Genomic DNA, 13,191 nt, shown 5'->3' with positions numbered 1-13,191 from the left:
GCAGCCGGAATCTGTAGTCGTTAGACACAGCCCAGGCCCTCCATCCGGCCTGTGGATAACGGCCGCAATCTGTAGTCGTCACAGCCGGAATCTGTAGTCGCTTCAGCCGTAATCCATAGTCGCAAAGCCGGAATGTGTAGTCGCAATGCCGTAATTTGTAGTCGATGATCCTCTGGAGGCCACGTAATACAAGGGCTCCAGCTCTCTAAAAACAAGAGAACAACAAGAGAAAAACAGTTAAAAGGCTTTTAAAACTGAAAAGCTAATTTTCTGAGGGTTGAAAAACCAAAAGCAGACTCACAATCCAATGGCTGTTTTTCCGACGACAATTCGGTTCGAAAGCAGCACACCCACCAGGTCGGCGAGGAGAAAATGATCCCATCCGAATATGACCTGGAGGAACCCAATGAATACTGCCGCTTTCGCGGGCGTCGCAGCTTATCTGCTCAGCATGGCTGTCATAGCGCCGGAGCCGGTAAGCCTGACTGTAGGCGTTACGACGATCGTCGACGTCCAGCAGCACTACACCATCATCGACAAGATTGGTACGTCCTACACCGGCGGCCCGGTACTTAATCTCTCAGAATGGGAGGTAAACCTGGAGGGTGTCACTGACATTCAGCTGGCCTTCAACGCTGAAGGGGTACTGGATGTCGCTACGGTAAAAGCTGACAAACTTCACCTGGAGGAAGTGCTAAGCGGGCTGAGAAGCCAGCTGCAAATTGGCACAGACGAGTCCAGCCACGGGTTTGAGAACATCACATTCTTGTCTGGCTCCACCGAGGTAGTGGTCGAATCGCATCCCATGGACACCCAATTCACAGTCAACTACATAAGCGCGGACTTCAAACGTGCACGCACCGATGCCCAAAAACAGTACGCCTGACCGCTGACATCGGCTCTCGCTTTACCTAGCGTGAATTCGGGTTTAGTCTCCAAAACATCAAAGCCAAGCCGAACTGTGAGATGGAAAAAGCCGTTTCCAGTTCGGTTTTACAGGCAAAAACCCAGCCTGTACCATGATTTTTCTTGAAAAAGCGACTTAACGTATTATGATTCACCTGTATTCAACAATGCAGGGATCGTCATGCAGCAGCCAAGCGAGCAGTTTGAAGAGGAATCCGTCTATTTCACGGATTTCTCCACCCTCCTCTACCCCCCCAAATTTGCAGCCGATTGTTTTGGATTGACTACCCGTCGTCTTCAGGACATTGAGGATGAAAACGGGCTGGAAATTCGCCGCATTGCTCGCGGCACTGTCCCAACTCGGGCTTATACCCTGAGTGATATTTTCGATATCGCAGCGATCCGTAGAGCGAAAGGTCAAGCAAAGGGGCTACCACGGCAGGTTGTGATATCAACCTTCGTTCCCAAGGGCGGCACGGGAAAAACGACCGTAACGGTCAACCTGGCAATCTACCTCCAGATGCAAGGGCTCCGGATTCTTATCATTGATAATGATCCCCAGGGCGACTCGTCGAGTGAGCTGGGGTATGACCCAGATTTGGCAAGGTCTGACCTTGAATCGATGGGAATTCCTCCAGAGCGCTATGTTGAGGGCAACCTAGGGAACCTTCTGAGCCCAGAGCTGAGAGGTCGACAATTCGAGCCATTGTCTTTTGAGCAAGTCATCAAAAAGCCATTCGGCGAGAACGGCCCCCACCTCATCCCAGCTGATGCGTACCTCGAGGATCTTGTTGTTGCTTTAGACGCAGAGAACAATATGGATTTCTGGTATGCAGACTGGCTAGAGCGAGCCAGGACTGGAGAGATTCCCGGTATTGATACGTCAGCCTATGACGTGATCCTTTTCGACAATGCCCCTACCGCTTCTCGACTCACAAAAAACTCCATCGTCGCTAGCGACTTTGTTATCTGCCCTGTTCGGATGGATAAATTCTCTTTCCGCGCCCTTATGCGGCTGAACGAATGGATGGTTCGATTTGCCAAGGCATACCGTCGCTCCCCTGTTGTTCTAGCAATCCCGACCATGTTCATCAGGAACCGTAAACGCATCTTGAATAACCTTGTTGTTCTGAACGATCTCTTCCCTGGTCGGGTTGCTGAAGAAAAGCTCTATTACTCAGAAGACTATGGTAAAGCGCTGGATCAAGGCATTCCTCTGATCGTATGGAAGGGCGCTACCAGCAAAACTATTGACTCCATGCGCTCAGTTTTTAGCGAAGCACTCCAAAAAGTCCGGGAGTTTGCTTCTCAGTGACTGGTGCTCGGAGCACCACTTGGATTTTGAGCTTCACTGGTGCTCGGAGCACCACCTGGTTTTGAACTTCACTGGTGCTCGGAGCACCACCTGGGTTTTGAGCTTCACTGGTGCTCGGAGCACCATCAGTCTGCTGAGCTTAACTGGTGCTCCGAGCACCACTTGAGATCTTCAGCAGGCCCAAAGATTAGATGCGCTCCACGTTACAGCGGTTAATTGACGGAGAAATTATGGCTAAGTCAGAGGATTTTCCAGGAAGGCCAAAAGATGCGCCTACCTGGATGTCTGGCGTCAAAAGGACGCCGGCGGAATTGCCTGAACCCAATTTAAGAGTTTCGGTTAGGGAAATGCTTGCTCAGCAACAGGTCAATGAGCCTGTTGCTGAGCAAGCGGTAGCAGGCATCGAGGGCGAGAATAGCCAGGCTAAAGTCTCCGGCAAGGTTCTTGAAACGGGAGCCGCGAACGGTGTCATAGCTGAGATCAGCACCAGCAATATACGGGTATCGCCATTCCAGCCACGGCTGGCATTCAGCGAGGCAGCTATCGAAGACCTTGCAAATTCGATCGCTTCTGTTGGATTGGCCAAGCCCGTCACTGTCAGGCCGATAGGTGATGGCATTTATGAGCTGGTCGGCGGTGAGCGCAGATGGCGTGCTCACAAATTGCTGGGGCGGGAGACCATTACGTCATACGTCCGTGAAATGGACGACGCTTTGGCGCAGATCCTTGCGCTGACGGACAACGAAGGCCAAGAAGCGCTCACGGAGTACGAGCGAGGTAAATCTTACGCAAAAATTTTGGATTCTGGAGGTGAGCCATCTGTCAGGGCGCTGGGCCGCCGGTTAGGAGTCAATCACTCGATAGTGAGTAGATGCCTATTGCTGATGGACCTACCTAATGAAGTGAAAGCCATTCTGGACACGAATCCAGGACTCATCGGTGGGAAGCGGGCAAAGGATTTTATTGAATTCAGCAGCAAAGAGCCCGAACTACTTCTGCGAGCCGTGACGGCTATGCGTGATGAGCGATGGACACAAGAACACGCCCTGCGTTGGCTAGCCAAGGAAATTGCTTCACGGACCCAGAAAAACTCGTCCAGCAAATTCACCGATACTGAGATCAGTGGTATTGGCCGGGTTCGCGTAGAAGGAAAAAAAGTCGAGCTTCGTTGTGAGAAAAGTGTCGACGCGAAACTGATTGCGGAGCAGTTCGAGGCCTTTTTAAAGACAATTGACCGTTCTTTGATCGAGAGCGAATGATTCACATTTGCTTTGTAACTAAATATTTCAGACGCGAAACAGGTTAGAAAACGTGCACACGAAGGCGATGTGCCATGACAGAATATGGTTTTTTAGACTACGAGATAAGGACATATGGCAACCGCAGTCGCGCAACCAGAACACAGAGTGGTGCAACCGCAGACACGATTCGCCGCTCTCGCACAGCTGTCAAAGATTGAGCCTGAGCACCTGCACGGCCTGAGCCGGATTGAGCTGTTTTCGGTAATTTCAGAGCACTGGCTGAAGTGTTCAGCCCCCGCTCGGATTCACATGTTGAGCAGCGAAGATCGGTTCATCCGCGGTGAAGCGCGGGCTCAGAACAAAGCATTAAGCGTTACGCAAATTTGCGTGGACCAAGCTCCAGGGATTATCTATGAGCAATTCAACCAAACACCGTATCTCGCTGGCGTATGAGCACGAAGGTGAGGTGCGACAGGCCTCAGCTGAGGTGAACCAAACGAAGGCGAGCATCACCTTCAGCGGGCTTCCGAGCGTAAAGTTCCAGGTGTCACTGAGCGATCCTGAACAGGTGATATTGCAGTTGCCTACAGACCGCAAAGGAAAAAAACCGACGGTTTCTTGCGACATATCCTCGATCCCTGAGTTGGAAGCGGCTATGGACGAGGTGCGCAGGCAAGGTTGGCTTGGGCCAAAGGTGTCAGTGAGTGAGTGCGGGTGAACCAGCGTCGGTGCCTTGCTCCGAGATCTGGGCGAGTGAAGTTGACCTCAAGGAATCGCACAAGCGCATCCTTTTGCACGAATCGCAATTGACCCTCCAGCTCATTCGTTACTCTGTTGCTCTAGTGCGAGCAGAGAGTAGGCCAGGAGGCCGCAGGCCTAGCAGGGAAGCTCAAAGGAGGCTGTCCCGGAGCATCCCAGGCTCCGGTCGGGAAATGATCTACATAGATCCTCGTAGTAATCTATGCTTTCACCAGCCTGTTCGCCGTCCTTGTGTGTAAAGGATCGAGCTTACGCCGGGCAGAAAACTCAAAGCATCAATTAATGAAACTAATTACGCCTTAAATGGTCTGTGATGGCCTAGTGTTTGCTGTAGACATGGCCCTAGCTTATGCTGTGCTATGAAACAACTTTTTATAGGTTTTTGCCGTTCTGCGACCCGTTTACGAGCTGAAAAATGACGACCTTTTGACGCCGTTTTTGTGTAGTGATGCGGAACTGTATATCTATACACTGATTAGCATGCAGCCTTTGCCTTGACAGAAAATACCGAGATTCAGCTATGATCACAAAGATGCCGCCCCATGTAGTCAGAAGCTTTCCCTACTGGGAAACGCCACCAGAGCCGGGCCAGGATTTGCATGAATTGAAATGGGGTGTCATGGAAGTCCTTTCAGACAAGTCGCTTAGATTCGTTGACACAAAACCGGATCAAGCAGCACTCGAAGAACTAATAAGCCAACTTCAAGAGAAGATTTAATTTAGATTTTTTTATTGTCTGGGCTTCTCTAGAACACCAACCCCTGCTTATACGGCAGGGTTTTTTTTGAATGAAGATTGAGCCTAGGGTAGCAACAATGATCGCGAATTCAGACGTAAAAACGACCTGAAAAAGCGTCACTTGTGCGCGTCTTCGACGTATCGTTCTTGGATAAAACAGGAACGAGAAGCTGCTTATGCAAAGCTATGATCTTGAGTTTCACGATTACGCTCAGCTATTTCCGCTAATCATCGGAGATGACTACGAAGCCCTGCTTGAAGATATTGATGTCAACGGACAGCGTGCCTCGATCGTTCTCTATGAAGGAAAGATCCTTGATGGGCGCAACCGGTACCGCGTTTGCAAAGATCTGCTGATCGAACCCCGAACAGAGGAATACACAGGAGATGATGCCCTAGGTTATGTCCTCTCGCTTAACCTCTATCGCCGGCAGCTCACCGTTGCACAACGGGCTTTGATCGCTGCCGAGCTGTCCTCACTGCGCGGGAGTAGCGCTATCACTGTTGACCTGGAAAAGGCCGCCGGGCAGGAGCTGGAAGCCGCAAAAATGGCTATTGAGGAGGCAGCCAAAGTACTGGGTATCAGTCCGCGCTCTGTGTCTTCTGCGTGCAAGGTTGTCCGAGACGGCACCCCGGAGCTGCTGGATGCTGTCAAGGCCGGCGACGTAAGCGTATCCGCAGCGGAGCAGGTGGCTAAGCTGGAAAAAAAAGCACAGCAAGAACTGTGTAGCCGCGGGCCTAAGGCAATTCGTAAGGCCGCGAAGGACATGAGGGAGGAGGGTAGGTCGAAACCTGCGATGCCTAATAAGCCACTTCCGCTCTCAGATAAAAACGGTCTCCTGCCTCCGCCAGTACCGCTTGACGATGATGAAAATGAAGATGGCGCATCAGCCCCTGATGCACCGGCAAACCAAATAGCCGCGATTGAGCAAGAATCGGACGTTTTCTATACCTATGAGAGAAAGCCAGCGGCTCAGCTCCTGTTCGAAATGGCTGATGCTGGAATGCAATTTGGCCAGGAAGCTGAGGGCGTTGCCGACGACATCATGAATGAGGTTGAAGAGGGCCTGGATCTTCAGTTCCTTGCATTCGTTGTGGACGTAGCCAAGAGGCTAGAAAATCGGGTGAAGGCAAAAATGCAGGCCCGATATGCTGAGGAGACATGAGTGTTGGGATTTTCTGGAAGGGTGATTTCATAGGTTAAAGCCCGAACAGAAAAGGAGTACCCCGCATGCAAACAACTCAGGACGACACCGTAATGGATTTTGGCCCGAACCTCTTCGGTGGCGAGGGTGGCTCTGCGTCCATCCCTTCCGCTGATGATGCAGATGCTACGAACAAGGCCCAGGAGGGTACGGCGAGTATTTCTCATCAGATGACTGAGGGTTGTACCGAAGAAAACACGGCCGAGGCCGGCGGCGGCCAGGCTGGTGGTAGCAGCGCTCCCTCGAGCAGCAATGTTGCACCTGGCGTGAATACTCAACAGGCAGCCACTCAAACCAAGGCAGGGAAGTCCGAAGTTGGCACCAAAGCCTTGTCCAGTGTGAAAGCAGCCGTGAAGGTTTTCGAAAGCATCAATGGCTTCGACGAGCAAAGTGCGACTCAGCGTACTGTCGTTCGCGATCTAATGTTAAAGCAGTCCGAAGCCATGGAACTCAAGCTCCAGGGCAAGAAACCTCCCGAGGGTGAAGACTTTGATTCCATTGCGAAGCAGCTCCGGCGCGAGAACAACCGCCTCGACTCCCTGCTTGAAGGTAAGGAATCACTGTTCGGCAAGGCCCGGGAAGCCGCCGAAATTGCGATCGAAAACATGCAGGGCGTAATTGCCGAAATCAACCGTTTGGAGGAGGAGGCTTAGCCCTCCTGGACGCCATGAACAAGAAACTGTTCGTCGACATTCAATTTTACGCATTCTGGCCTTCCGCCGGATTCCTTGCGGGCTATGCATTCCTTGCATCGGCAGGCATGATCTAACCAGCAGCCCTAGCAAGCCTGGCGCGCACCGTCACGGCTCAGGGCCATGAAACCCAAACCAAGGAGACAAGATGTCCCTCATCACCGAGTACCGAGCCACAGAGGAAGCCATCAAGGAGCTTCAGGACCGACTGGAGAAGTTGAGCGGAAATGAAGCCCTTTTGAAAGAGATGGAGTTCGAGAAAAAGCTACGGGCCTTGATGTCTGAGTATGGCAAGAGCCTGCGCGACATCATCGCGATTCTTGACCCGGACTATCGAAAGCAAATTACCCATCAGCCTGGCAAACCTCGTGCGCAACGAGCAGTCAAGATCTACCGCAACCCCAACACGGGTGAGCTCGTTGAGACCAAGGGCGGCAACCACAAGACGCTCAAGGAGTGGAAGCAAGAGCATGGCGCTGATGTAGTCGAGACATGGCGAACCCAGTGAGTTTGCGCTTCCGCGGATCTTCTAAAATAAAAGGCCGGTGAACCCGGCCTTTTTTGTGAGTTCGGTTTGGCCACCGGGAGCTTGGGTTTTTTCAATTGAATGCGAACTTGAAATGGAGGTAAATAACTATCAACGGAGGATCAAATGGATAGCACTGAAAACGTCGATGAACGCCTGTTGGCCGCGGTTATGGATGAAGCGCAAACGGACTTCAGCATAGCCAGTATTGCAGTTGAGAAGATCCGTCAGGGAGCTGAAAGCATCGCCGCCGGCATGCACGGTCGCAACCATGTAAAGGCGTCATTCGAGCATTATGACGGTACACCGATGTCGCCTGAAGAAGCCTTGGCTCGCCAGTGTGTCCATGCGGCAAGTATCGGAAGATCCCTCGGTCAGGAGTTTCTTCTGAAGGCACCTGCTCCTCTTCTGGAGCAATTTTCCGCCGTGGCAGGGAACCGTAACGTTGCGGACAGTGGGGCAATGCTCGCCGGCCTGCTGCATGGGTTCATGATTGCATTCGCCACGAAGGAAACGGAGGAGCGAGCGCTGAAAGCGATGCTGGAGGTTGCCCGGATCTGCGACGAGGCCAACAATATTCGAGGCACCTCTTTCGGCCAAGCCAGCGAATGAATTGTTGCTCGGCGGGTAACTGGTCACCGTTTATGCCCATTGAGGCACTGGAAAGGAATTGAGTCATGTCTGACGACAAACACGTCAAAACTGAGCCACCGCGGATGCTGTTCGTGGACGAGTACAGCAACTTTTTGGGGGGACTGAATGACACGCTGAAGGAAGAGTTGCGAAAGGTGTCTGGCGTCCCTAATGCAACCTACCTGGTCAATGACGGGAAGGTGTTTGTCTTCGACAAGCTGGTACACCTGGTGAAAGAGCGCGAGCTGGATCAGCCGGATTTACCGCTTGCTGATCTGGCCCGCAGCCTGATCGTAGAGGCAACCGTTTCCGCCAAAGATGCAGTTGAGGCCTGGGGCGTTGTGCCGGTTGCCTATGAGACGGAGAAAGTCCCTTCCAAGGACATAGGTCCACTTGATACGCAGGGGTCTACCTTCTTGATCCGGCATCGGCCGTTCAACGCCCGACTGCCGGGCGCGTTCCGGGACGAAAGCGACGTGAAAACCGCGTTCGCCAACATCCTGCTGGGCGGCATTCACCCTGGGGACGGTGATTTCACCTATCGCGGGCAGGCGATGACGCTGCTCGATCCCCTGGATCTGACGTTGCTGCCAGCGCGACCAGCAATTCAAGAAGGGCCGACGCCAGAAAGCTGGGTTTACACCGCATTGGCTAACGTGGGGTTCGAGGCCGGCTTTGAGCCAGTCTCGGAGGTGATGTTCAATCGCGTGAAGGAGTTGGAAGCTGGGTGGCGTGCCAACATCGCCAGTGCCGCTAAGCACGCTCAAGCCCGGTCTGCCGAAGTGTGGGCCCAGGCGGTAGACCTGCGCCTGGACGCGCTGAACGATCCGTCCGATGAAGTGCCTGAGTACGCGCAGGAAGAGTTCGCGGAGCTGCGATCGTATTACCCTGAGCTGTCCATGCTTTCGGACGGCTCTCTCTACTCGTTGTTCGATGTGTTCCAGATGGAGTGCCGCTTCATTAACGGGTGGTCGGCGAACCGTGACGACGATTTCCTCTTCTACCTGCTCGGTAAAGTGGTAGACCGCAAAAACGATCACGAGACAGCCAAAGAGGTTGGTGAGTGGGTTGCCGACGCTCTGTTGCATGGCGAAACCCTGGATGTGGCCCTGGGTGTCGGTCGAGATGCCGATCGGTACAACCAAGAAATTGGCAAGCTCGCGCACCGGATTGCCGATGCGATGCGCTTCCTGGCTGAGGACAAGAAAGCGACCGATCTTCGTGGTCGTACTATCACGACTATGGGGGACACATTCAGGATGGGCAGGAAGTACAACGCCGCAGCTATGGTGGTGGAGCAGAAACTTCCATCCTGATCTCGCCTATGAAATATAGGAACTGCGAGGGAGAGGGCACAGTTCAGGCAAAATTGGTTGTTACTCGGGCGCTTCTGGCAGAGCGCCCTCACCTCGGTGGTCAAGCGGCCGGCAGAACCTTGGCCTGATCTGATCCAGCATCAGGGGCAAGCTCCGAAACCAGATCCGATACCTCACCTTGCACCTGAGGAGCGTTGGCGACAAGAAAGTCCCCCCAATCCTTCATCAGGGCGCGACGCTTATCCAGCAAGTCACCTCGGTTATATGCTGCTTCAACCTTACTGGTGAGGGTATGCGCGAGAGCCATTTCGCAAACCTCTCGCTGGTGATCGGTTTTTTCCGCGGCCCACGTCCGAAAAGTAGATCTGAACCCATGCGGTACGACGCCATCGACCTGGAGCTGGTCGAGCACCCTGGCCATGGCATTGCCGGGAATGGGGCCTGTTCGCCAGGAGTTGAGAAATATCCACTTGTCATGCTTTCCGACCTGCTGCCGTAGCACCTCGAGCATTTGCTCTGTAAGGGGTACCCGGTGAGCCTTGCCCGCTTTCATGCGTTCTGCTGGGATGTACCAGATTCTCTCTTCCCAATCTATTTCCGGCCACTGGGCCCCGCCCACCTCTTGGTTACGGGTCGCAGTCAGAATTGCGAATTCAACAGCACGAGCTGCTGCCCCATCCAGGGAATCGAGCCTGGCCAACAGCTCAGCAGTGCGTAAAGGTGTCGGAGACGGGAAGGGGACTACCGTATGTGATTGCTTGGGCAAGAGCTTGTCGAGATGGCCACGCCACCGTGCGGGGTTTTCACCTTGTCGAAGCTTCAGTGCCTTCGCTGCATCGAGCACGAGCTCTATGCGATTCCGGACGCGGTTAGCCGTGACGGGGATCTTGCTCCAGATCGGTGTCAGCACATCCAGGATATCGTCCGTGTCGACCTCGACTATCCGAAATCCGCCTATGACAGGGTAGACATGCTTCGTGAGTGAATTCTGCCATTGCTGGTGATGCTTCTTAGACCAACTCGACGAATGCGTGCGTATGTACCTTTCCGCCGAAGACCGAAACGTGTGGCTCGTTGTAGTTCGTGAGGCTTTGGCGGCTTTGGCCTTCGCACGCTCAGCGGCTGGGTCGACGCCACGGGCGATGTCGAGCCGGTACTTGTCAGCCTCCAGCCGTGCGTCTCTGAGGCTCAAAGCAGGGAATGTCCCCAGGGCTAGATCGTGCCGTTGCTTCGCCAGCATATAGCGAAAGACCCAACTTTTCCGCAGAGTAGCTGATACACGAAGAATCAACCCTCGGCCGTCCTGGTAGGAGCCGGGCTGGTCGATGTCCTTAACGAACTTAGGGGTCAGTTTGCTCATGAGGTGCCCTCGGTCACCGGGCCATTTTTATCAACCGCCGGCTCGTGATCCTGAAAAGCGAGAGAAATGTTCTCCGGTGGGACAAGGCGAAGGCAAGCAAGCTCGTACCCCGCATCTGAAACGAGGTGTAAACCGGAGCGATCAACGGCGAGAACGGAAATCGCTCCAGGCTCGTCATCAAGCATTTCACCAAGCCAGTTACTGAGTGCGTCTTCTACTGCCAGCATCGACCCAAAAAAATAGACCATTTCCTTGGCTTCGCCGAGTAGTTCGGAGCGAGGGCCAATCTGCGGCCGTAAGCCTTCACGGAAGATGGACTCCAGATTACGAGTTGGCGTGACGTGGTAAATCTCACCAGAAATTGGCTCGTTTTGAGCGTGCTCATTCGAATCATGGTTTTTCACTACGGATTCCTCGCGGCTCGTTTGTTCGCAGGCGCTGATACTGCAATCGCGCCAGATCTCGCCGGAATGTAGGAGGATAAGGTATCCCCATACAAAATGGCTACAGGCCACAGGATATAAGGGATTACAGGGAACCCAAATATTACGTCCCACATCATAGCCCACAGTTGCTATCGAGCAGAATGAACCCTTCAGGAAGGAGAGGAGGCAGGCTGTGAGAGCTTGAGTGTCTGGGCCTAGTGAAGGGGAGGGGCGTGTATGCCCCCCAAAGGTCTGATTACTCTGTTCGGACTGGTCTGAGCAATCGGTAAATAGTAAAGGCTGGGGTCTGAATCGAAGCAAGTTATCCAGTTAGTGAAACTGGCCGTCACCAGAGGAGCAGTAGACATTAACAAATGAAGTTGCTTTTTAAGGATTATAAGTTGTTTTTTTAAATAACCTGGTGCGTCTTGTCACGGTCGATTTGTAAGGCCTATTAAGTTTCTCTGAGATCTCTCTGAGCGTAAGATTTTGGTAATTGTCAAGAAGGAATTTATCTTCATCCTTGGTCCATCTAGTTCTTTTGAAAGTCAATTCAAATTCATTGGCTATCTCAAGGACATTTTGGATAGTGCAGGAGATTCGCTCTGCCACCCATGTGGCTCCGTACTTTTGATAGTTATCCCTTATAAACTCGATATCCATACTTAGGAGGATTCGAGAGACTGGCTTAAGCCCCAAGCGGTTAGCCTTTCCAACGACTTTATCAACGGAGGTATTCAGCTCATTTGATATCCAGACACATCCAAAACTAGAGTAGTTGTCGATGATAAAATCTATTTCTGCCTTACTAAATACTCGCCTTTCTCTTGTTGGTTTCAAAAAAGCTCGGCGAAATTTAACAGCTGCTAGCGTTCTTCCGAGTTCTAAAGCTACCTGTTCACAGCCAAGCATCTGAATGTTCTCGACGAGAAAACGATCGTCCTCTATAGTCCAGATTTTTTTATTTCCCATCTTGATTTTAAGCGATAGTGCTTTAGCTTCGACGCTCTTTTTTGTCCGGCCTATGTGTTCAGCACAGTGCCGTGCGCCACGATTTGCATAATTTTGAGCTATGTAACTAACTTCATCAACTGAAAAAGGTGACTTATGCTTCAGCTCGATATTTAGGGTATTTAAAGCTCCTTTCAAATGCGAAGTTGATATTCCAAGTAATTTTTTTATTTGCTTAAAACTAAGGCGGAGTCGATTTTTTTAATGATTTCCTTCTGGTTTTCAGATAAGTAAGATTGTTTCTCGCTGGAGACTGCCTTGGCAGTCTTGCCCAGCCAATCCAATCTTATGTCTATTTGCGACTTGCTACGTTGGAGCATGCTGGCGAGTTCGCTGATAGTTTTGATCTCTGCGTTTTCGGCAAGGATGCGGTCATCCTCGCTCGCCCATTTGGGGAAGGCGGGCAAACCTAGGCGAACCCTCGCTCTATCTATAGCATCTGGCTTAACACCGAGGGTTATGGCTATTTTATCTTTGCTCAATTTATTGATGTTCTCTTTTAGAAAAGCATCAAATTCGCTATTCCACTTTTTCTTCATATGATTAGCTCGATTAAACATGCAGTTCTGCAATTCGCTAATTGTGAAATGGGCTAAACCCATTTAAATGTCCCGTTGAGTTGGCGCTCTCTCTTCTTCTTGGGTTTTTTCTGGTCGATGGCTGCGTATTTGGCTGCTCGGCATTCTTTTGTACAGTATAGGGTTTTGCCAAATCTAGTGCTCTGCCTAAAATCAATTCCGCAGTGCAAGCACGTTCTTACTGGGCCCTCAATCATGAGGCTTCTCGTTTTTAGTAAGTGCTCATTTGTCTCTTTGGATCGATATTTTTTCGGCTTGTTTTTGATGGCCAGTCTAGCGAGTTCAAGACCAATAGTATTCGGGTTTTTAGCTACGCCAACCAATTCTCTTTGGCGAAGAGACTCGGCTAATGGTTTAGCTACTATGCCACTTGATAAACTAAACCCAGCCGCACGTTTGACTTCTGAAGCCTGTATTCCATGGGCTAGATTTATATGTAGAGATAGATGCTTTCCAACCCATGTGCAGCCTTCGATAATGCACTCA

14 protein-coding genes are annotated in these 13,191 nt (G+C 51.8%); 9 read left to right on the top strand and 5 right to left on the bottom strand.

Annotated features, from left to right (window positions below):
• Positions 1–406: 406 nt before the first annotated feature.
• The 9 genes from RGV33_RS33165 (at position 407) to RGV33_RS33125 (ending at position 9,331) form a co-directional block, all read left to right on the top strand.
• Positions 407–886 (top strand): hypothetical protein, encoded by a 480-nt coding sequence (locus RGV33_RS33165; RefSeq protein ID WP_011077916.1) that lies wholly within the window; start codon positions 407–409, stop codon positions 884–886.
• Positions 887–1,087: 201 nt separating this feature from the next.
• Positions 1,088–2,221, top strand: a complete 1,134-nt coding sequence (locus RGV33_RS33160) for a ParA family protein (RefSeq protein ID WP_016974331.1) — start codon at positions 1,088–1,090, stop codon at positions 2,219–2,221.
• 230 nt (positions 2,222–2,451) lie between these two features.
• Positions 2,452–3,480 carry a ParB/RepB/Spo0J family partition protein gene (locus RGV33_RS33155; RefSeq protein WP_020372618.1) on the top strand — a complete coding sequence of 343 codons (1,029 nt, stop codon included), beginning with the start codon at positions 2,452–2,454 and terminating at the stop codon, positions 3,478–3,480.
• Positions 3,481–3,874: 394 nt separating this feature from the next.
• Positions 3,875–4,180 (top strand): hypothetical protein, encoded by a 306-nt coding sequence (locus tag RGV33_RS33150; protein WP_011077920.1) that lies wholly within the window; start codon positions 3,875–3,877, stop codon positions 4,178–4,180.
• Positions 4,181–5,135: 955 nt separating this feature from the next.
• On the top strand, positions 5,136–6,125 hold the full coding sequence (locus tag RGV33_RS33145; RefSeq protein ID WP_016974333.1) for a hypothetical protein: 990 nt from the start codon (positions 5,136–5,138) through the stop codon (positions 6,123–6,125).
• 65 nt (positions 6,126–6,190) lie between these two features.
• Complete coding sequence (locus tag RGV33_RS33140; RefSeq protein ID WP_016502327.1) at positions 6,191–6,817, top strand: hypothetical protein; 627 nt, start codon at positions 6,191–6,193, stop codon at positions 6,815–6,817.
• Positions 6,818–7,004: 187 nt separating this feature from the next.
• The gene (locus RGV33_RS33135) at positions 7,005–7,364 is read left to right on the top strand and encodes a histone-like nucleoid-structuring protein, MvaT/MvaU family (RefSeq protein WP_016974335.1); all 360 of its coding nucleotides are present in this window, start codon (positions 7,005–7,007) and stop codon (positions 7,362–7,364) included.
• 144 nt (positions 7,365–7,508) lie between these two features.
• A complete protein-coding gene (locus RGV33_RS33130; RefSeq protein ID WP_016974336.1) occupies positions 7,509–7,994 on the top strand; it encodes a hypothetical protein in 486 nt (161 codons plus the stop codon).
• A 65-nt stretch (positions 7,995–8,059) separates the two neighbouring features.
• Positions 8,060–9,331 carry a hypothetical protein gene (locus RGV33_RS33125; RefSeq protein ID WP_016974337.1) on the top strand — a complete coding sequence of 424 codons (1,272 nt, stop codon included), beginning with the start codon at positions 8,060–8,062 and terminating at the stop codon, positions 9,329–9,331.
• 100 nt (positions 9,332–9,431) lie between these two features.
• Here the strand turns inward: RGV33_RS33125 and RGV33_RS33120 are convergent, their stop codons facing one another.
• From RGV33_RS33120 to RGV33_RS33100, 5 genes are all read right to left on the bottom strand, one after another.
• Positions 9,432–10,691, bottom strand: coding sequence for a tyrosine-type recombinase/integrase (locus RGV33_RS33120; RefSeq protein WP_016974338.1), 1,260 nt, complete (start codon positions 10,689–10,691; stop codon positions 9,432–9,434).
• Positions 10,688–11,095, bottom strand: coding sequence for a hypothetical protein (locus RGV33_RS33115; protein ID WP_016974339.1), 408 nt, complete (start codon positions 11,093–11,095; stop codon positions 10,688–10,690). Before RGV33_RS33115 ends, RGV33_RS33120 begins: the two co-directional genes overlap by 4 nt.
• A gap of 408 nt (positions 11,096–11,503) precedes the next feature.
• The gene (locus RGV33_RS33110) at positions 11,504–12,265 is read right to left on the bottom strand and encodes a hypothetical protein (RefSeq protein WP_322148867.1); all 762 of its coding nucleotides are present in this window, start codon (positions 12,263–12,265) and stop codon (positions 11,504–11,506) included.
• Positions 12,266–12,294: 29 nt separating this feature from the next.
• Positions 12,295–12,666: a hypothetical protein gene (locus tag RGV33_RS33105; RefSeq protein ID WP_322148866.1), complete on the bottom strand. Its 372-nt coding sequence runs from the start codon at positions 12,664–12,666 to the stop codon at positions 12,295–12,297.
• 53 nt (positions 12,667–12,719) lie between these two features.
• Positions 12,720–13,191: hypothetical protein (locus RGV33_RS33100; RefSeq protein ID WP_322148865.1), on the bottom strand; the 472-nt coding region annotated here is incomplete at its 5' end.

It is taken from the genome of Pseudomonas sp. Bout1, from assembly GCF_034314165.1.
Taxonomy (GTDB): Bacteria; Pseudomonadota; Gammaproteobacteria; order Pseudomonadales; family Pseudomonadaceae; genus Aquipseudomonas.
The sequence above is the reverse complement of the archived record's forward strand: the minus strand, read 5'-3'. Positions and strand labels throughout refer to the sequence as shown.

Excerpts from the sequence above, each read along its gene's own strand:
- RGV33_RS33165 (WP_011077916.1), top strand. The coding sequence starts at position 407 with ATGAATACTGCCGCTTTCGCGGGCGTCGCAGCTTATCTGCTCAGCATG.
- RGV33_RS33160 (WP_016974331.1), top strand. The coding sequence starts at position 1,088 with ATGCAGCAGCCAAGCGAGCAGTTTGAAGAGGAATCCGTCTATTTCACG.
- RGV33_RS33155 (WP_020372618.1), top strand. The coding sequence starts at position 2,452 with ATGGCTAAGTCAGAGGATTTTCCAGGAAGGCCAAAAGATGCGCCTACC.
- RGV33_RS33150 (WP_011077920.1), top strand. The coding sequence starts at position 3,875 with ATGAGCAATTCAACCAAACACCGTATCTCGCTGGCGTATGAGCACGAA.
- RGV33_RS33145 (WP_016974333.1), top strand. The coding sequence starts at position 5,136 with ATGCAAAGCTATGATCTTGAGTTTCACGATTACGCTCAGCTATTTCCG.
- RGV33_RS33140 (WP_016502327.1), top strand. The coding sequence starts at position 6,191 with ATGCAAACAACTCAGGACGACACCGTAATGGATTTTGGCCCGAACCTC.
- RGV33_RS33135 (WP_016974335.1), top strand. The coding sequence starts at position 7,005 with ATGTCCCTCATCACCGAGTACCGAGCCACAGAGGAAGCCATCAAGGAG.
- RGV33_RS33130 (WP_016974336.1), top strand. The coding sequence starts at position 7,509 with ATGGATAGCACTGAAAACGTCGATGAACGCCTGTTGGCCGCGGTTATG.
- RGV33_RS33125 (WP_016974337.1), top strand. The coding sequence starts at position 8,060 with ATGTCTGACGACAAACACGTCAAAACTGAGCCACCGCGGATGCTGTTC.
- RGV33_RS33120 (WP_016974338.1), bottom strand. The coding sequence starts at position 10,691 with ATGAGCAAACTGACCCCTAAGTTCGTTAAGGACATCGACCAGCCCGGC.
- RGV33_RS33105 (WP_322148866.1), bottom strand. The coding sequence starts at position 12,666 with ATGAAGAAAAAGTGGAATAGCGAATTTGATGCTTTTCTAAAAGAGAAC.